At 66.7% G+C, this 16,547-nt stretch carries 15 protein-coding genes and 3 pseudogenes; 10 read left to right on the top strand and 8 right to left on the bottom strand.

Annotated features, from left to right (window positions below; genetic code table 11):
* Positions 1–360: 360 nt before the first annotated feature.
* A complete protein-coding gene (locus tag ABDZ36_RS11635; RefSeq protein WP_211312119.1) occupies positions 361–2,058 on the bottom strand; it encodes an ABC1 kinase family protein in 1,698 nt (565 codons plus the stop codon).
* A gap of 261 nt (positions 2,059–2,319) precedes the next feature.
* Here ABDZ36_RS11635 and ABDZ36_RS11630 point away from each other — a divergent pair.
* A pseudogene (locus tag ABDZ36_RS11630) lies at positions 2,320–2,607 on the top strand (hypothetical protein); the annotation flags it as partial.
* Between the two features lie 46 nt (positions 2,608–2,653).
* Here ABDZ36_RS11630 and ABDZ36_RS11625 read toward each other — a convergent pair.
* From ABDZ36_RS11625 to ABDZ36_RS11600, 6 genes and pseudogenes are all read right to left on the bottom strand, one after another.
* Entirely contained in the window at positions 2,654–3,379 is a 726-nt protein-coding gene (locus ABDZ36_RS11625; protein WP_211312118.1) for a DUF7289 family protein, read from the bottom strand.
* Complete coding sequence (locus ABDZ36_RS11620; RefSeq protein ID WP_211312117.1) at positions 3,372–3,836, bottom strand: DUF7266 family protein; 465 nt, start codon at positions 3,834–3,836, stop codon at positions 3,372–3,374. The genes ABDZ36_RS11625 and ABDZ36_RS11620 overlap by 8 nt, the downstream gene beginning before the upstream one ends.
* A complete protein-coding gene (locus ABDZ36_RS11615) occupies positions 3,824–4,426 on the bottom strand; it encodes a DUF7288 family protein (RefSeq protein WP_211312116.1) in 603 nt (200 codons plus the stop codon). The genes ABDZ36_RS11620 and ABDZ36_RS11615 overlap by 13 nt, the downstream gene beginning before the upstream one ends.
* The gene (locus tag ABDZ36_RS11610) at positions 4,423–4,869 is read right to left on the bottom strand and encodes a DUF7287 family protein (protein ID WP_211312115.1); all 447 of its coding nucleotides are present in this window, start codon (positions 4,867–4,869) and stop codon (positions 4,423–4,425) included. Before ABDZ36_RS11610 ends, ABDZ36_RS11615 begins: the two co-directional genes overlap by 4 nt.
* A 2-nt stretch (positions 4,870–4,871) precedes the next feature.
* Positions 4,872–6,900 (bottom strand): annotated as a pseudogene (locus ABDZ36_RS11605) (type II secretion system F family protein).
* Positions 6,897–9,683: a type II/IV secretion system ATPase subunit gene (locus ABDZ36_RS11600; RefSeq protein WP_343749320.1), complete on the bottom strand. Its 2,787-nt coding sequence runs from the start codon at positions 9,681–9,683 to the stop codon at positions 6,897–6,899. The pseudogene ABDZ36_RS11605 and the gene ABDZ36_RS11600 overlap by 4 nt, the downstream one beginning before the upstream one ends.
* A gap of 105 nt (positions 9,684–9,788) precedes the next feature.
* Between ABDZ36_RS11600 and ABDZ36_RS11595 the strand changes: the two genes are divergently transcribed.
* The 3 genes from ABDZ36_RS11595 (at position 9,789) to ABDZ36_RS11585 (ending at position 11,212) form a co-directional block, all read left to right on the top strand.
* Complete coding sequence (locus ABDZ36_RS11595) at positions 9,789–10,187, top strand: CBS domain-containing protein (protein WP_211312114.1); 399 nt, start codon at positions 9,789–9,791, stop codon at positions 10,185–10,187.
* A 117-nt stretch (positions 10,188–10,304) separates the two neighbouring features.
* Positions 10,305–10,700, top strand: coding sequence for an OsmC family protein (locus ABDZ36_RS11590; RefSeq protein ID WP_211312113.1), 396 nt, complete (start codon positions 10,305–10,307; stop codon positions 10,698–10,700).
* Between the two features lie 74 nt (positions 10,701–10,774).
* A complete protein-coding gene (locus ABDZ36_RS11585) occupies positions 10,775–11,212 on the top strand; it encodes a DUF5799 family protein (RefSeq protein WP_211312112.1) in 438 nt (145 codons plus the stop codon).
* Here the strand turns inward: ABDZ36_RS11585 and ABDZ36_RS11580 are convergent, their stop codons facing one another.
* Entirely contained in the window at positions 11,213–11,362 is a 150-nt protein-coding gene (locus tag ABDZ36_RS11580) for a DUF7557 family protein (protein WP_211312111.1), read from the bottom strand.
* A gap of 82 nt (positions 11,363–11,444) precedes the next feature.
* Here ABDZ36_RS11580 and ABDZ36_RS11575 point away from each other — a divergent pair, with 82 nt between their 5' ends.
* From ABDZ36_RS11575 to ABDZ36_RS11550, 6 genes and pseudogenes are all read left to right on the top strand, one after another.
* On the top strand, positions 11,445–11,744 hold the full coding sequence (locus ABDZ36_RS11575; RefSeq protein WP_211312110.1) for a DUF5779 family protein: 300 nt from the start codon (positions 11,445–11,447) through the stop codon (positions 11,742–11,744).
* 44 nt (positions 11,745–11,788) lie between these two features.
* Positions 11,789–12,718, top strand: coding sequence for a 1,4-dihydroxy-2-naphthoate polyprenyltransferase (locus ABDZ36_RS11570; RefSeq protein WP_211312109.1), 930 nt, complete (start codon positions 11,789–11,791; stop codon positions 12,716–12,718).
* A gap of 64 nt (positions 12,719–12,782) precedes the next feature.
* Complete coding sequence (locus ABDZ36_RS11565) at positions 12,783–13,799, top strand: mandelate racemase/muconate lactonizing enzyme family protein (protein ID WP_211312108.1); 1,017 nt, start codon at positions 12,783–12,785, stop codon at positions 13,797–13,799.
* Positions 13,800–15,293: an o-succinylbenzoate--CoA ligase gene (gene menE / locus ABDZ36_RS11560; protein WP_211312107.1), complete on the top strand. Its 1,494-nt coding sequence runs from the start codon at positions 13,800–13,802 to the stop codon at positions 15,291–15,293.
* Between the two features lie 25 nt (positions 15,294–15,318).
* Positions 15,319–16,011, top strand: coding sequence for an NRDE family protein (locus ABDZ36_RS11555; RefSeq protein WP_211312106.1), 693 nt, complete (start codon positions 15,319–15,321; stop codon positions 16,009–16,011).
* 83 nt (positions 16,012–16,094) lie between these two features.
* Positions 16,095–16,442 (top strand): annotated as a pseudogene (locus ABDZ36_RS11550) (helix-turn-helix transcriptional regulator); the annotation flags it as partial.
* Between the last annotated feature and the right edge of the window lie 105 nt (positions 16,443–16,547).

Genomic DNA, 16,547 nt, shown 5'->3' with positions numbered 1-16,547 from the left:
AGAACCGGCTATTCCTTCGTGTCGAACCTCGGTGGATGCCGTCGATGGGTGTTTCGGGGCCGTTTACCCTACCCTCGGAGTTCCGGGTTGGGTGTTGTCGTGTACAGGGAATCATCGTCGGTCGTACGTAGCGCGTCGTGCGCCACCGCCAAGAAGGTACCCTACTACTATGGATAAAAGTACTTATCCATACTCTCAGGGCTAAATACACTCCTCTGTTTGGAACCATATTGGCAGATAAGTCTATGCTTGAACCTACATAGACGGATATCTCTCTGTCTACATGGTCCCACAACCACGCATCTATCTGTCCTCGTTCGATGCCCCAGTGGAGTCGTTCTCTCGCTTCGGCAGCAGCCGCTATCGTCGCCCACGGTTCTCCAGCGATCGCTGGGCGACCTGCCCGGCCTCGCGAACGGCGCGACGGCGACCGGAGGAGCCGAAGGATCGGTAGAGGAGGCCGAGCGTTCCGAGGGTCGCGACGCCGACCGCGAGCGTCGCGTCTGTCAGCGCGGCGGTGTAGCACAGCGTCGTGACGACGATGCCGGCGCTCGCGGCGACGCCGAGGACGAGCCGGCGCGCGAGGCGATGCAGGACGTCGTTCTCGTCCGCGACGTCCGTACGGACGGTGAGGTCGTCCCGGTCAGCACGATCGAGCGCCCGATCGAGTTTCTGCGGGACGCCGAGCGCGGCGCGTGCGGACGCGCCGACATCGTCGCCGACGTCCCGGAGTGCCGCCTCGATATGCTCGCGCGTGTCGTCGGGTTCGGGCTCGACTGCGTCCTCGACGACCGCCGCGAAGTCAAAGTCTGGGTCGAGCGTGAGACAAACACCTTCAAGGACGGTGGCGACGCGGACGACAAGCGCGAGGTCGCGCGGCATCCGGAACGGGAGGTCGTGGAGTGTCCCCTCGAAGCCCTCGACGAGATCGCGGACCTGCGCGCGCTCGACGCGCTCGCCGTGAAGGTGCTCGATAGCGAGTTCCAGAACGTCCGTGACGAACGCGCGATCCGCGGCGGGATCGAGCGCACCCATCGCGACGAACGCGTCGACGACGGCCTCGACGTCGTCGGTCGCGACCCCGAGATAGCATTCGCGGAGGTGCTCGCGACGCTCAGCGTCGAGCGTGCCGCTCATCCCGAAGTCGTAGAAGACGACGGTGCCGTCTTCCTGCACCGCGAGGTTCCCCGGGTGCGGGTCGGCGTGGAAGACACCGTCCTCGACCAACATCCCGATGTAGCAACGTTCGAGTCGTTCGGCGAGCGCCGACCGGTCGATCCCCATCGCGTCGAGTTCGTCCACGCGGTCGACCTTTGTCCCCTCGACGTACTGCATCGTCAACACGCGCTCGGTCGAGTGTGACTCGATGGACGCCGGTACGACGACGTCCGGGTCGTCGGCGAGGTTCGTGCGGACGGTTTCGAGGACTTCGCGCTCGTGGGTGTAATCCATTTCCTCGCGGACGGTGGCGGCGAACTCCTCGGTAACGTTCGATAGGGTGAAGCGCTGGGCGGGAGGTGCGCTCCACAGGAGCACGGGAAAGAGCGCCTCAACGACACGGAGGTCGGCCTCGACGAGCGCCGCGACGCCGGGGCGACGGACCTTGACGGCGACGCGCTCGCCGTCGAGCATCGCGATGTAGGCCTGTCCGAGGCTCGCGCCGCTGATCGCTTCGGTGTCGAACGCGTCGAACGCCTGCTCGACGGGGCCAATCTCGTCCTCCAGCACCTTGCGGGCGTCGGCCCAGTCGGCCGGCGGGACGCGATCCTGGAGCTGCGTGAGTTCGTCGACGTAGGCGGGTGGGAGGACATCCGGACGCGTCGAGAGCAGCTGTCCAAGCTTGATGAACGCTGGACCCAACTCGACGAAGGTCTTGCGGAGCGCGCCGGCGCGTCGTTCGTGGTCTGTTTCGGTCACGTCGCGTGTCCCCCCGAAGAAGAGGAAGCGCTGCCGGTCGCGCCAGTAGGCGAGAGCGAGCGGCGCGAACGCGACGGCGACGGCGACGAAACGTCGAGCGGCGAGGAGCGCCCGCCGAACCGGCCCGAGTTCGGGTGGCATCGTCTCACGTTCGCTTGCGCTGAATAAAGTAGTGGCGGAGAGGGCCGTGACGCCCGCCGAGCGGTCGATGGGTGGGTTCCGGGCGTGTCCGGCCCGTTGCCGGGGATATATGTGCCGTCGCACAGCGACCGTATAAACTGTAGCACGCTATATCAATAAATGCGGTCTAGTTCTGCATCTCTTCGATTGGTGTCCTTCCATTGAGAGGGTAGTTCGGGCGCTGACGGTTGACGTAATGTATGAGCTGTTCAACCGTGTGGCGTAAACGCACGGTTCGACCACTACCAAACGCCCTCACAGATATTGTCGAGCAGGCGTCTCGGCAGGCGGTCGAGTACACCCGGCAGCTCGAGAATCCAGTTATCGTCCTCGAAGACCTATCGTACATCCACGAACGGTTGGACTACGGCACGTTCGTGACACTCCCCGTGGTAAACGGCGGGGTTTTTGCGCCTGTTCTGCAGATGAACCGGCAGCTTCATGCATGGGCGTTCCCGGATACAGGGTCGAAGTGACACGACTGAGGCGGGTATCCGCGCGTATGTCAACTTGTGGATAGCTGTCAGTCATACCGAGCGTGTACGGAGTGGCCGTCTCACACGACTCGCATCGTCACGTTCGTCCGCGAGACGACGACTGACTCGTCCTTGAGCGTACACCGTGCCGTTGCCGTTTCGTTCGTCGGCGGTGAGGCGTTCGCACACGCCTCCACGTCCGCGAACGCTTGGGACCACGCCTCGGCGCGCGGCGTCGTGACCGTGACGTTGACGGGCCCGTCGAGCATCGTGACGTCGCGCATGCTGGGATCACGGGACGCGAACGACACGCGTGCGCGTGTCCGCCCACCGACCGTGCCACCCCTGGCGATCGTGTTGATCACGGGAACGAGCGTGCGATTCGCGCCAGGCGCGATGCGGATGCCGGGGTCGTCAAGCAATACCGCGTTCTCCCCGTCCGAGCGGATCACTACGCCGCCGACGTAGACGAACCGGCTATCGTCGTATCGGTAGATGAGGGGCGTGACGGTCGTGTTCACGCGCCCGTTGGACCCGTTGACCGTAATTCGGACGTCGTCGCCGGGGCCGAGCGTCGCGCCGGCGAGTCCGATGCCGATGGTCCGTGAGGGCGCGCCGCGATACACGACGTCGTTTGCCGTCGTGTCGATGGCGTCGAACGCCGTTTCGGCGTTCGAGAGCCGCTGGGCATCACGGGCGTCCTGCAGGCTGGTGAGCCCAGCAGTGTAGACGAGACCGACGGACGTGATGATGAGCGCGAAGATGAGAACGAAGCCGACGACGTCGCTCACGCCGCGCTCAGTCATCGCTGACCACCCGTAGTGCATCGCTGGCGGCCCCTTCGGTCGTAATCACGATGTCGCCGCCGGTGATGGTCGTGTTTTTGACGTCGCGATCGGTGTGTACAGTCCGCGTCACGACGACGTTCGTGCGTTCCGCGACGAGTCGAACGTGCGTCACGCCGCTCACGGTCGAGACGTGGATCGTGTACGGCCGCCCGATGACGCGTGCCGGCGCATCGCTACGGACGACGACGGTACCGTTGTCGGCGACACCGGCGAGCCGGTCGGCGGTCGCGAGGTCCGCGACGAGTCGGTCGCCGACGACGACGAGTTCTCCGCGAACGGCGTCCTGTCGCTGTCCGCCGACGTAGTCCGTGACGGCGATGAGCAACCCGGTGACGAGTAGCAGCGCGACGGCGATGTTGAGAGTGTAGCCGAGTGCCGTCGATACACCGCGATCCGTCCCCATCAGACGCGCCATACGACCACCTCGACGGTGACGACGGCGTAGATTGCGCTGTTCGGGGCGGTGTCCGACACGAAGTACGATGAATCGGCTTTGTTGAGCTGTCGACCGGTGCCGTTCGGCGTGACGACCCGATCGTGGTCGTAGAGCGTTATCGGCCGGCGGACGGAGACGGCGGCCTCGCCCGGTTCGCCGTTATGGATGAACCGAACCGTGTTGCGCTTGCCGTCCTCGTAGTAGACGAACCGGACGTTGTACGTCGCATGGTGGCCCGCGAACGTCTCGTTCAAGCGCTTCAGAAAGCCAAGTTCGCCGGTCGGTCCTGCACCGCTGTACGACCGATGCAACGCTTCGTCGGACACGTTCTGATAACGCACCGCCTTGCGGAGTTCGCCGTCGTCGCTGGCCGCGAACACGCCCTGGACGGCGGCGCGCTCCTGATTGCTGGTGTGCTGACTCGCCGTCGACGAGAGGAGCGGCGGCGTTGCGGTCATCTGGACGGCGATGATGACTGCGGAGACGACGAGAAGCGCCGCCATGACGCTCTCCAGGGTGTGCGCCTGCCCACGCTGTCGACCCTGTGTGTCGTCGGTTCCAGCGCTCACCAGACGATCACCCGAAGTTCGTAGCTGGTGCCGTTGGGCGCGGTAACGACGCGCCACGCGACGGCCGTCGCGGTGTTCTCGCCGGGTGTCGACCCGTTGCTGGGGACGGGCGGACCGGTGTCCATGTCCGCGTTCCGGAGCGTGAGGTTCACGAACGTCCCCGGTGGCACCGAGATGTTCCCGCGCGCGTTTTCGAGACGCTGGTCCTGGTCATCTATCGGTCCATCGAGGGTGTACGGGTGTCCCTCGACGGCGAGTTCCTCCTGCGCAAGATCGGTCGCGATTCGGTCCGCAACGACCGTATTGCTGGGCTGGCCGCTCGAGACGGGCGCGAGCAGCGAGGGAACAAACGCGAAAACGAATATCACGGTGACGAGGAAGACGCTCACACCGGCCGCGAAGTCGAGCGTCGTCTGCCCACGGTCGCGCGTGTTTCCCACCATCGTCAGATGAACGCGAAGACGAGCAATGCCACGGTCGGCAGGATGATCGCGAACTTCACGCCCGAGAGGAGGTCGGCGTCGCGGATGTAGCCGGCGATGAACCCGGAGAGGACACCCTGGATGGTGACCGCGTGGAAGAACAGCATGTTCATCAGCTGGATGTCGATGTTCGCCCCGAAGCTCATCTGTCCGCCGCCCGCGCTGCTCGCCGCGCCGCCACCGCTGCTGGCCTGCGTGGCGAGTCCGGCCATCACGTCGAGGAACTTCAGCTTCAGGATGGCCATGACGGCGAGGAGCGTGAAGTAGGTCATCATGATGATGACGATCTGCATCCGCGTGCGTGACTTGCGCTCGCGTTCGAGGTCGTCCTGGGTCTCGGATGACTGTGCGGCCGTCGTGAGAACCGCCGAAATCTGACTGGACGCCTCCTGGGCCTTGCTGACGAGTTTGATGGTGCGCGCGAGGCGCGGGATGTGGTACTTGTTGTTGAACTCGACGAGCGCGTCGCGCAGGCTCGTCCCGTAGTTCACCTTCGCGTGAATGACCCGGAACTCCTCGGCGAGCTTCCCCGAGGAGGTATCCGAGACGGTCTTGATGGACTCGAGGAGGGTGAGTCCGGTGTCGTTCGCCGAGGAGAGCTTTCGGAGGTCGTCCGAGAGGTTGTTGACGATGCGACGGCGCGACCGGAGGTTCCACACCCGGAAGGCCGCCAGCGGGACGAAGATGATGTACAGGGGGAGGTAGACCCACACGAACGTCCCGGCGATCGGGTTCGCCTGCATGGCGCTCAGGCTCGTCGGCGCGGTCCCCTGCGTGACGGCGACCGCGAGGATGACGAGCGAGACTGGGATCGTGATCCCGAGCGTGTAGAGTGGGTGTCGCTTGAAGAACAGATGCGGGTGGGTGAACAGCCAGAGTGCCTCGTGTGTCCCCTCGCGGCTGTAGATGCGATCGAAGAGCGCGCCCTCGCCGCGGAAGCGCTCGATGAGGCCGAGGTTGAACAAGCCGGGTTCGCGGCTCGTCGAGGAGGTGTTGCCCTCGTCGAGGCGAAGGTAGCCGTCACCGGGTTCGTCCTCCTTCACCGTCGAGACGAGGACGAGGAAGCCGACGCCGACGAGCGGGATGAGCGCATACACCGTCCCGTAGAGCAGCGTCGTCTTCGAATTCCCCATCATGCTCATGATGACGAGGATGATGATGAGGAGGAGGGGGAACAGCGAGAGCGTCATGTACATCTCGCCGAAGAGCTCGAGCGTGTCGAGGGTGAGCTCCTGCTCCTGTTTCGCCGTTCGCATGTGCTTGTCCTTCTTATCGGAGAGGAAATCCGTCATGTCGCCGCCGCTGTTGACGATGGAGAGCATGTCCGTGAGGAACTGCCCGAGCTCGTCCGAGGGTGTCTCCATCGAGCGATTACGCACCGCCGTCCGGGTAGTCCGTGTCGAAGTATTCGGTCTCCTGGACGATACTGCGGAACTCGAGGGCGACCTCGCCGTACGTGTCGTCGGCCTTCGCCATCGCGGAGAGGATTTCGAGCTGGTTCATCCCGCCCATCGAGAGGGCGTACATGAACGCGATGGCGTCCGGCAGCAGCATGTTGATCTCGCGTTTGCGCTCGCCGGCCTGCATGTAGGGGGCACCGACGAGCCCGCCGAACCCCGCAGCGAACCCGATCGACCCGAAGAAGAGGCCGGTAAGGAGGACCAACGCCGGGACCTTGATCGCGTTGATGAACGCGAGCAGCGTGTCGTTGGCGATGTAGAGGCCGATGATCGACTCGGTGTTGATCACCGTCACGAACAGCACCCAGCCGACGAGCGTCCCGACGATCCAGAGGAGGATGCCGACGATCGCGCCGACGCCGAGCGCGCGCGAGAGGAACAACTCGACGGTCTCCTCGCGGCGCGCCTCCGCGAGTTTCGTCTCGACGCTCGCGACGAAGTCGCTCGAATCGTCGAACAGCCACTCGTAGAGGGGGAAGAAGGCGTCCCCGAGTGCGTCCGACGAGGTGTACCCCGCGTCGCCGAGGCTCATTCGTCCGACGCCCCTGTGTTGTCCGATTCGCCGGTCCGTTCGGGCTCGTCCGTCTCGGGTTCGCTCGCGTCAGCGTCGCGTGCCGCGGCGCTCGCGTCCCCCGTCGGCTCGCCGCCGTCGGCTTCCGCGTCGCGCGACGCGTCCGACTCGTCGCTGACGGACTCGATCGTCGGGGTGTCGCCGCTGTCGTCGACGACGACGTCCTCGTCCGCGGCGCTCGCGGCGGCCTCGGAGAGCGCGAAGCTGATGTCGGGAGCCTCCTCGCCGCGGTACTCCTCGAAGAGGGTGTCCTCGGCACGCTCCAGGAGCTCGCCGGCCTCCTCGTAGACGTCCTCGGTTGGGTCGGGGCGCGGGACCATCTCCTCCTTCTCGGGGTCGACGTCGATGAGGACGGACTCCATCCCGCGCAGGTCGGCGAGGCTCTCGGTGAGCGCGTCGTTCGCCAGCAGGGTCAGAATAGTGTCCGGGTCCGCGATGTACGCCTGGAGGGTCGCCGCGACCTCCGTGTAGTCGCTGAGGCCGTTCCGGACGAGGTAGGCGAGGACGACCTGGCGCTCGAAGATCTCGCGTTCGAGGCGCTCGCGCGACCACCCGCGATCGAACTGGATCTCGTCGAGGGTGTTCGACTCGGTAAGCTGGCGGAACTCGTCGCCCTCCGGCTCCCACTGGAAGACGTCGCTGACGTTGATCTCGTCGTTTTCGGCGTCGTAGCGGTTGATCTCCGTGATGTTTCGGTTACGACGCACTTTCCGGCCGTTGACGCGCGTCTGGGCCTGGATCGAGACGAGGTCGAGGGCGGTGAACAGCGTCTTCGAGACGTTGATCGGCTCGGTCGTGAAGCGCTTGAGCACCTCCCCGACGTTGTCCGCGTGGAACGTCGTGTACGTCGTGTGGCCGGTGCTCATCACCTGGAAGAGCGTTCGGCCCTCCTCCCCACGCACCTCGCCCATGACGATGTAGTCGGGGCGCTGACGGAGCGCGGCCTCCAGGAGGTCGAACTCGTCGATGTCACCCTTCTCGTCCTCGCCGAACGAGGGGCGCGTGACGGACGCCACCCAGTTGCGCTGGGGCAGTTCGACCTCGCGGGTGTCCTCGATGGAGACGATCTTCGCGTTCGAGGGGATGAACAGCGAGACGGCGTTCAGGCTCGTCGTCTTCCCCGAGGCCGTCCCGCCGGCGAAGATGAGGCTCTTGTTGTTCTCGATGCAGAGCCAGAGGAACGCCATCTCCTCCAAGGAGAACGTCTTCCAGTTGATGAGGTCGACCGGCGTGAACGGGACGTCCTTGAACTGCCGGATGGTGTAGTTCGTCCCGTGGTCGGAGACCTCCTGGCCGAGGGTCAACTGGGCGCGCGAGCCGTCCGGGAGCGTCGCGTCCACCTGCGGCTGTCGTTTACTGATCCCCTTCCCGGAGCGCTGGGCGAGCTTCACCACGAAGTCGTCGAGGCTCTCCGTGCCGTGATAGACGTTCGTGATTAGCTGCTCGTAGTCGGAGTGGTATGCGAACACCGGGGAGTTGTAGCCGTCACAGGAGATGTCCTCGACGTTCACGTCGTGTTTGATGCCGTCGATACGCTCGTAGCCGATGAAGTCACGCTTGAGGTAGTAGAGGAGCTTCTCCACTTGGTACTGCGTGAGCGTGTCGGTGTCCTCCTCGAGGACGGCCGGCTCTGGGCGGGCCGCGATGCCGTCGAGGGCCGTCGGGATGTCGGACTCCGTGAGTTCCCCCGCCTCTTCTTCCTCGTCCTCGTCCGCACCGCCGAGGAGCCCTTTCACGCGCTCCATGGCCGAGCTGTCGTCGTCGCTTCCCAGGGCGTCGCGGAGTCGGTCGGCCGCCGATCGTTCTTCATCGGTGTCGTCCGCGTCGGCAGTGTCGTCGTCACCGTCGTTTGTCGCATCCGCACTGTCGTCCGTCGTGTCCCCGCTTTCGTCGCGGTCCGTGTCGCCCGCGTCCTCGCCCGTGTCCGATGCGTCGTCGCTGTCACGGTTCGTAAGTGAGCGCACGCGCTCGGTGACGGGGACGTCGTCGGCCGCGTCGTCCCGTCCCGTGATCGTCTCGACGAGCGCGCGGAGGCGTTCGACCGCCGAGGGACCCCCGCGGGCCTCGGCGTAGATGTCGTAGCGATCGAGCAGATCGCGCGTCTCGCGTTCGATGACCGCGCGGCGCTCGTCCATCGACCCCTCGGCCGCCACGTCGTCGCTCGAATACTTGATCGCGGTGCGCAGCTTCCCGGTCAGGAACTCCTGGAGGTCGTCCTCGATCGCGTTCCGATACGGCTCGATGAGATAGTACTTCATCTCGTTCTCCTTATCGGAGTGGAAGAGGACGACGAACGCGTATGGTTTGTTCACCCAGTAGCGCTCGACCTCCGAGAAGTGCGTCTTCTTCTCCGTCGCGACGGCCTTCTCGAGGTCGTAGTGGTTGGCCATCGTCGTGTTCCCGTGGACGTCCGAGAAGAAGGCGTCCTCCTCGACCTCTGCGTCGACGTCGAGCGAGCGCTCGTCGACGACCGATTCGATTGCCGTAGCGGCGTTGTCGCCGGCTGCGAGGACGCCGTCGAGGTCCGCAGGCTCGAACCCGAGGTAGTCCGCAGGGTCGAGTGCTTCCTCGTCCTCGTCGCCGTACTCGGCTTCGAAGTCCGCCCACGTGTATTCGTCCTTGGCGACACGCGGAACGTCGTCTCCGTCCGCCGCGGTTGACTCGTCGGCGGTCGCACCGTCGACGTCGTCGGTCGGGTCCCCCGTACTCCCGACCGGCGTGTCGTCGGCGTCGTCCGTGGACATCATTCAATCTTCGGCAATCTACTTGAAAAACGTTTGTGGCCGACGCGCTTGAATCGTTGATCCGCTTCGGTAGCACTTAACCCGCGGGCGTGTGATACAGGGGACATGGAAGACGTCTTTATCGCGCGCGTGATGACGGCCGGCGCGACGACCGTCACGCCGGATACCACCGTCGAGGAGGCGGCACAGGTGATGCTCGAACAGGGGATCGGCTCGGTCGTCGTCGTCGACGAGGAGGGACGACTGGCGGGAATCCTGACCACGACCGACTTCGTCCGCATCGTCGCGGAACGCCAACCGAAGGACGAATCGACGGTCGGGGACTTCATGACCACGGACGTCGTGACGGCGGGCGCACAGGACGTCGTGACCGACGTCGCGAAACTCCTTCTCGAACACGAGATCCATCACATCCCGGTCGTCACCGACGACGACCACATCATCGGCATCGCGACGACGACGGACCTCACGGCGTACGTCACGACCCTCGAAGAGTACGAATAACGAGCCAGCGGCGGCGCAACGCGTGCGACGGCGCGTTCGACGACCGCGATAGCCGTCGACGCGAGCGGAAGACGGGGGTAATGTTTAGGTCCTGGGCGCGCGTCGGGCTTCGAATATATGGCCGACCTCGAAACCACGACCATCTCCAACGAGGGCCACGTCGCGTCCTCCCGACTCGGTGACTTCCGACTCACCACCGACGCCGACGACGACGCCGGCCCGAACCCAAGCGCTGTGTTGCTCGCGGATTATGCGGCCTGCTACGCCTCCGCGCTCCGCGTCACCGCCGCCGACACGGACTACGACGACCTCGGGGAGGTCCGCATCGAGGCCGAGGCCGACCGCGAGGACGGAGAGCTCACGGCGATCCGGTTCGATGTCGCCATCGCGGCCGCCCTCGATGCGGCCGACGCGACCGACCTCGTCGAGGCGGCCCTCGCCGAGAGCCACATCGGCGCGGCGCTACGCGAGGAGCTCCGAGCCGACGTTTCCGTCGAGACGGACGCCCGCTGAGGGCTGATCGCGTGACGGCCGACGGGTCGCCACGCAGGGCAAGAGACAAACCATCCACGGTCGTATCGGGAGGTATGCCAGATTGGAAGGACCGCGTCGTCGGCGAGCGGATGAGCGTCGACGACGAGTTCGGCGAGCAGGTCGAGGCGTCTTCGTTCTCGCGCCAACAGTGGGGGCTCATCATGACGGCGGTCGATTTCCGTATCGAGAACCCCGAGGACCCCGAAAACGCACGTATCGCCGTCGACACCGGGAGGCTCCCCCAGGTGATGCCGGAGATCGACAACGTGGAGAACCAGATGGCCTCCATGGGTGCCGGCGGACGCGGAAGCACGTCCTCCGGAGAGGGATTCCTCGGCGGCGTCAAGCGCGCGCTCGGCTTCGGCGGCGAGGACGAGCGTTACGAGGAAGCAGAAGAGCTCGTCCGGGAGTACGCGTCGCTCCTCCAGGAGCGTCTCGAGGAGAACGGCCGGTGGTCGGAAGCCTGTCGGGCGGCCGCCGACGACAGCTAGTTATTCGATGTCGCCGCCGTGGAACATCGTCAGTTCCTCGGCCTCGTAGATGTCGATGAGTTCGTTGATGATCTCGTCGTACGATTCGTCCTCGGTGCGGAGCCCATCGAGTCGCTCGATGGTCTCCTCGTCGAGATGCGCTTTCGGCATACTCTCCCGGACGTGGTGGAGTGGGATAAATAACCGGGCCACGCCGCGAAGCTTTGACGTGGGTGGCCGCGCCAGTGGTCGTATGAGTGACGGCTTCGGCCTCGATTTGCGGAACGCGGAGGACCAGATCGACGAGTGGGACGTCGAGGGTGGAGCGGACGACGTGGTCCTCGGCGTGCTCGACGGCGAGACGACCGATGCGGAGTGGCTGGCGGAGCTCGAAGCCGGCCGCGTGCTCGTCTTGGCCGTCGACGGCGACCTGAACGACCTCGCCGCGGGGTTCGCGGGCCCCGCGAAGGACGCGGGCGCGACGCTGATGCACTTCCGCGGGTTCCTCGTCGCCACCCCGCCGGGGGTCTCGCTCGACACGTCGCGGCTCTAGGCCGTTCCGTAGTCGCTTTCACGCTCGCATTCCTCGGTCACGGTATGAGTGACGACACGATCTCGCGACGGCGCGCGTGGCTGATGGCGGCGCGGCCACACACGTTTCCGGCGGGGATTTCGCCGGTCGTCGTCGGCGTCGGCGTCGCGTACGCGCTCGGCGTCTTCGCGGCGCTACCGGCGCTCGCGGCGCTTGTCGGCGCGCTGCTCATCCAGATCGGCGCGAACTTCGCGAACGACTATTACGACGCGATCAACGGCGCGGATACCGAGGAGCGCGAGGGGTTCACGCGCGTCACGCAGGCCGGGCTCATCGCGGCCGCGGAGGTCAAACGCGCGATGTACCTCGCCTTCCTCGCCGCGACGGTCGTCGGCTGCTACCTCGTCTACGTGGGGGGGCTCCCCATCGTCGTCATCGGCCTCGCGAGCATCGCCGCCGGCATCGCCTACACCGGCGGCCCGTTTCCCTTCGGCTACCACGGCCTCGGCGACGTGTTCGTCTTCCTCTTCTTCGGCGTGATCGCCGTCGTCGGCACCGTCTACGTCCAGGCCGCGGCGTACGCCCCCGCGTTCCCGCTGACGCCCCCAACGGGGACGCTCCCGACCGCGGCGTTCGTCGCGAGCGTCGGCGTCGCCTGCGTCTCTACCGCTATTCTCGTCGTGAACAACGTCCGGGACATGGAGACCGACCGAAAGGCGGGCAAGTACACCCTTGCCGTCCGCATCGGCTACACATGGAGTCGCGTCGAGTACGTCGCGCTGCTCGTCGTCGCCTACCTCGTCCCGTGCTGGTTCGTCACGCATGGCTTCGGCTACGCCGCCCTCCTCCCGTTGCTCTCGCTCCCGCTCGCCGCCTCCGTCGCCCGCACGGTCTGCCGGTACGACGACGCGGCCCACCTCGATCCGGCGCTCACCCGCACGGGCCGGACGCTCGCGTGCTACTCGATCCTGTTCGCCGTTGGCCTCGCACTGTGAACGTCGAGCCCTTCTCGCTCCCGCTCGCGTGCTACTCGATCCTGTTCGCCGTTGGCCTCGCACTGTGAACGTCGAGCCCTTCTCGCTCCCGCTCGCGGAGCCATTCGACACCGCACGCGGGACGATGACCGAACGCCGCGGCTTCCTCGTGCGCGTCGAACACGCCGGCGAAATCGGCGTCGGGGAGGCGACGCCGCTCCCCGGCTGGACGGAAGCATACGACGACTGTCGGGCGGCGCTCGATCGTGCCGGCGAAACCGAACGCGAAGCCGACGCGCTGGCGACCTGCGAGGGGATGCCCGCAGCCCGCCACGCGGTGTCACTCGCGTACGCGGACGCGACAGCGTGCGCCCGTGATGTTCCGCTCTATCGGTCTCTCGGCACGGACGAGCACGTCGATCGCGTTCCGGTCAACACCACCGTCGGCGACGCGGATCCGGAGACGACCGCCGAGCGGGTGCGCAAGGCGGTCGGGGATGGCTTCGATACCGTGAAACTGAAAGTCGGTGCACGATCGCTCGACACCGACGTCAAGCGCCTCGATGCAGCACGCGCAGCCGCCCCGGATGCGACGCTGCGCGTCGACGCGAACGGCGCGTGGAACGTTGCGGAAGCGACCCGGGCGCTCGACGCGTTCGACAGCGTCGAGTACGTCGAGCAACCCCTCGCGGCCCCCTCGCTCGACCAGCACGCCGCGCTCCGCGAGCACGGGCCGGCGCGTATCGCGCTCGACGAGAGCGTCGCCGCGGCGGGCCTCAACGCGGTCCTTGAGTCGGGTGCTGCCGACGTCGTCGTGTTGAAACCGATGGCGCTCGGCGGCGTCGGGAGAATCGTCGAGGCGGGCCGTCGGGCGCGCGCGGCGGGCGTCGAGCCGATCGTGACGACGACGTTCGACGCCGTCTACGCCCGGACGGCGGCTGTTCACGCCGCGGCGGCGCTCGCCCCGGTTTCGGCGTGCGGGCTGGCGACGGGCGACGCGCTCGACGCCGATCTCGCGGCCGATCCCGCACCGATCGAGTCGGGAGCCGTCACCGTCCCACAGGGAAAGGGCAATAGCGTCCCAGCCCCGATCGGGGAGTGAATGCGCGACCTCCTCGCCACGCGGGCGCGGGCGTCCCCGGACGCGACCGCGCTCGTCGACGACGCCAGCGGGCGCGAGTGGACGTACGCCGACCTCAACGCCACCGTCGAGACGACGGCGGGTCGCCTCGCCGCGCTTGGCGTGACGCGCGGCGACCACGTCGGCGTCCTGATGGAGACCCGTCCGGCATTCGTTCGGCTCGTCTTCGCCCTCCAACGCCTCGGTGCGACGCTCGTCCCGCTGAACGCGCGCCTCGCCCCCCAAGAGCTGCACACCCAGCGCGAGCGCGCCAATCTCGCGTTGCTCGTCTGCGATGCCGACACGGAGGCGGATGCGCTCGCCGCGGCCGATGCCGTCCCGGTCGCAACCGTCGACGACCCCGACGATCCGAACGTCCTCGCCCTCGACGAACGCGACCTCGACGACGTCGAACCTGCCGAATGGGCCCATGAGGACACCCTCGCACTCCTCTACACGTCGGGGACGACCGGCGACCCGAAGCCGGTGACACTGACGCTCGGGAACGTCGTCGCCGCGGCGGGCGCGAGCGCGTTCACGCTCGGCGTCCTCCCCGACGACCGCTGGCTACTCTGTCTCTCGATGTACCACATGGGCGGGCTCTCGATCCCGCTGCGCTGTGCGCTCTACGGGACGACGTGCGTCCTCCAGCGCGGCTTCGACGCCGAGGCCACCGTCCGCGCGCTCGACGAGCACGACTGTACGGGCGTCTCTGTCGTGCCGACGATGCTCGACCGACTGCTCCGCGCGGACGCCGATCTTCCCGACTCCCTGCGCTTCGTCCTCACCGGAGGCGCGCCGACGCCGCGGGACCTCGTCGCGGCCTGCGAGGACGCCGGCATCCCGATCCACCCCTCCTACGGGATGACGGAGGCGACCTCACAGATCGCGACCGCGCGGCCTGCGGAGGCGTTCGCGAACCCGGAGACGGTCGGCCGGCCCCTGTTCGGAACGACAGTGACGGTTGTGGACGACGAGGGCGATCCCGTCCCGCCCGGTGAAACCGGTGAACTCTGCGTCTCGGGGCCGACCGTCACGCCCGGCTACTACGACGCGCCCGACGCGAACGCCGCGGCGTTCGGACCGCACGGCCTCCACACGGGCGATGTCGGATACCGCGACACGGACGGGCGACTGTGCGTGCTCAATCGCCGCTCGGACCGGATCATCACCGGCGGCGAGAACGTCGATCCCGGCCGGGTCGCCGAAGTGATCCGGTCGCATCCGGCCGTTCGAGATGTCGCCGTCGTCGGCGTCGACGACCCCGACTGGGGTGAGCGCGTCGCCGCGCTCGTCGTCCCGGAAGAGGGACACGAGATCGACCGATCCACCCTGGAAGCGCACTGGGAGGATCGGCTCGCGGGCTTCGCCCAGCCGCGAACGGTCGCCGTCGTCGACTCACTCCCGCGAACCGCGTCCGGGACGGTCGATCGAGACGCGGCGCGCGAACGCGTCGTCGCCACGGCCGATCTTTAAGCTGGTCGGGGATGTATTCGCTCCCGTGTGTACGCTCGCCGTCGCGTGGCGCGTCTATGACGACGCTCCCGTCGTCGTCGCTGCGAACCGCGACGAGTCCACCGATCGCCCTGCCTCGCCGCCGCGCGTGGGGCACGAGACAGCTGATGGCCACGTTTTCGCCCCGCGCGACGAGGAGGCGGGCGGAACGTGGATCGGCGTTACCGAGACTGGCTTCTTCGTCGGCATCACGAACCGCTGGAGCGATCTCGCCTCCGGGCGCTCGCGGGGATTACTCGTCGTCGACGCGCTCCGGGAGGGCGACCCAACGAGTGCGCGCGACCTCGTCGAGCGCGAGGTCGACGAACACGACTACGCCGGGTTCAACCTCGTCCTCGCGGACGCCGATCGGGCGTTCGTTCTCCGATGGGACGGCGACCTCCGCGTCGAGGCACTCGATCCGGGCGTCGCAGTCGTCACGACGAGCGGCGCGCCCGACGCGGACGCACGGCGCAAGCGAGTTCGGCACGCCCTCGTCGCGCGCCGCCCGCGCAGCGCGGCGGGGTTCCGCGGCCGGACAAAACGCGTGCTCAGCGCCCACGACGACGGCGCGTGCCTCCACGGCCACGGCTATGGGACGCGCTCGTCCTCGGTGATCACCGTCGGTGAACGGGTTCGCTACGAGTTCGCCGACGGGCCGCCCTGTCGCACGCCGTACCGGACCGTCAATGCGTTCTAACGAATCGGCCCGTCATCACGGCGGTCGGTGAAGTCGGGTGCCGACGGTCACCTTTAAACCGTTCGCGGCCGGCGTATCAGAGTATGAGCGCCGAGGCAGAGGACCTCTCCGAGGACGAGGCGACCGCCCTCGAACTGGTCCGCGAGCAGGGGCAGATCTACCAGAGCGAGTTCTGGAAGGCACTCGACGTCTCCTCGCGAAAGGGGAGTCGAATCGCGAAGAAACTGGCCGACAAGGGTCTCGTCGAGCGCGAGGACGCCGTTCACGACGGGAACACGACCTACCTCATCAAGCCCGTCATCAAGGACGAGAATCTCGACTTCTCGTTGCTGATGGCCGGCGACATGCTCTCGCCGTTCGTCGGCGAGGAGGAGGTCGACGCGCGCGGCGACGCCTTCTCGCAGTGGATCATGAACCTCGTCTACGAGGACCCCGTGATCCCCGAAGACGAGGCGGCCGATACGCCGCCCGAAGAGGAAGGGACCGGCGCACCGCCCGAGACGTAAACGCACTCGTTTTTCGCCGCCGACGCCGCC

Source organism: Halarchaeum salinum, assembly GCF_039520965.1.
Taxonomy (GTDB): domain Archaea; phylum Halobacteriota; class Halobacteria; order Halobacteriales; family Halobacteriaceae; genus Halarchaeum; species Halarchaeum salinum.
The sequence above is the reverse complement of the archived record's forward strand: the minus strand, read 5'-3'. Positions and strand labels throughout refer to the sequence as shown.

Bases quoted from the DNA above. Each gene is read 5' to 3' on its own strand.
- ABDZ36_RS11635 (WP_211312119.1), bottom strand. From the start codon at position 2,058: ATGCCACCCGAACTCGGGCCGGTTCGGCGGGCGCTCCTCGCCGCTCGA.
- ABDZ36_RS11625 (WP_211312118.1), bottom strand. From the start codon at position 3,379: ATGACTGAGCGCGGCGTGAGCGACGTCGTCGGCTTCGTTCTCATCTTC.
- ABDZ36_RS11620 (WP_211312117.1), bottom strand. From the start codon at position 3,836: ATGGCGCGTCTGATGGGGACGGATCGCGGTGTATCGACGGCACTCGGC.
- ABDZ36_RS11610 (WP_211312115.1), bottom strand. From the start codon at position 4,869: ATGGTGGGAAACACGCGCGACCGTGGGCAGACGACGCTCGACTTCGCG.
- ABDZ36_RS11600 (WP_343749320.1), bottom strand. From the start codon at position 9,683: ATGTCCACGGACGACGCCGACGACACGCCGGTCGGGAGTACGGGGGAC.
- ABDZ36_RS11595 (WP_211312114.1), top strand. From the start codon at position 9,789: ATGGAAGACGTCTTTATCGCGCGCGTGATGACGGCCGGCGCGACGACC.
- ABDZ36_RS11590 (WP_211312113.1), top strand. From the start codon at position 10,305: ATGGCCGACCTCGAAACCACGACCATCTCCAACGAGGGCCACGTCGCG.
- ABDZ36_RS11585 (WP_211312112.1), top strand. From the start codon at position 10,775: ATGCCAGATTGGAAGGACCGCGTCGTCGGCGAGCGGATGAGCGTCGAC.
- ABDZ36_RS11580 (WP_211312111.1), bottom strand. From the start codon at position 11,362: ATGCCGAAAGCGCATCTCGACGAGGAGACCATCGAGCGACTCGATGGG.
- ABDZ36_RS11575 (WP_211312110.1), top strand. From the start codon at position 11,445: ATGAGTGACGGCTTCGGCCTCGATTTGCGGAACGCGGAGGACCAGATC.
- ABDZ36_RS11570 (WP_211312109.1), top strand. From the start codon at position 11,789: ATGAGTGACGACACGATCTCGCGACGGCGCGCGTGGCTGATGGCGGCG.
- menE (WP_211312107.1), top strand. From the start codon at position 13,800: ATGCGCGACCTCCTCGCCACGCGGGCGCGGGCGTCCCCGGACGCGACC.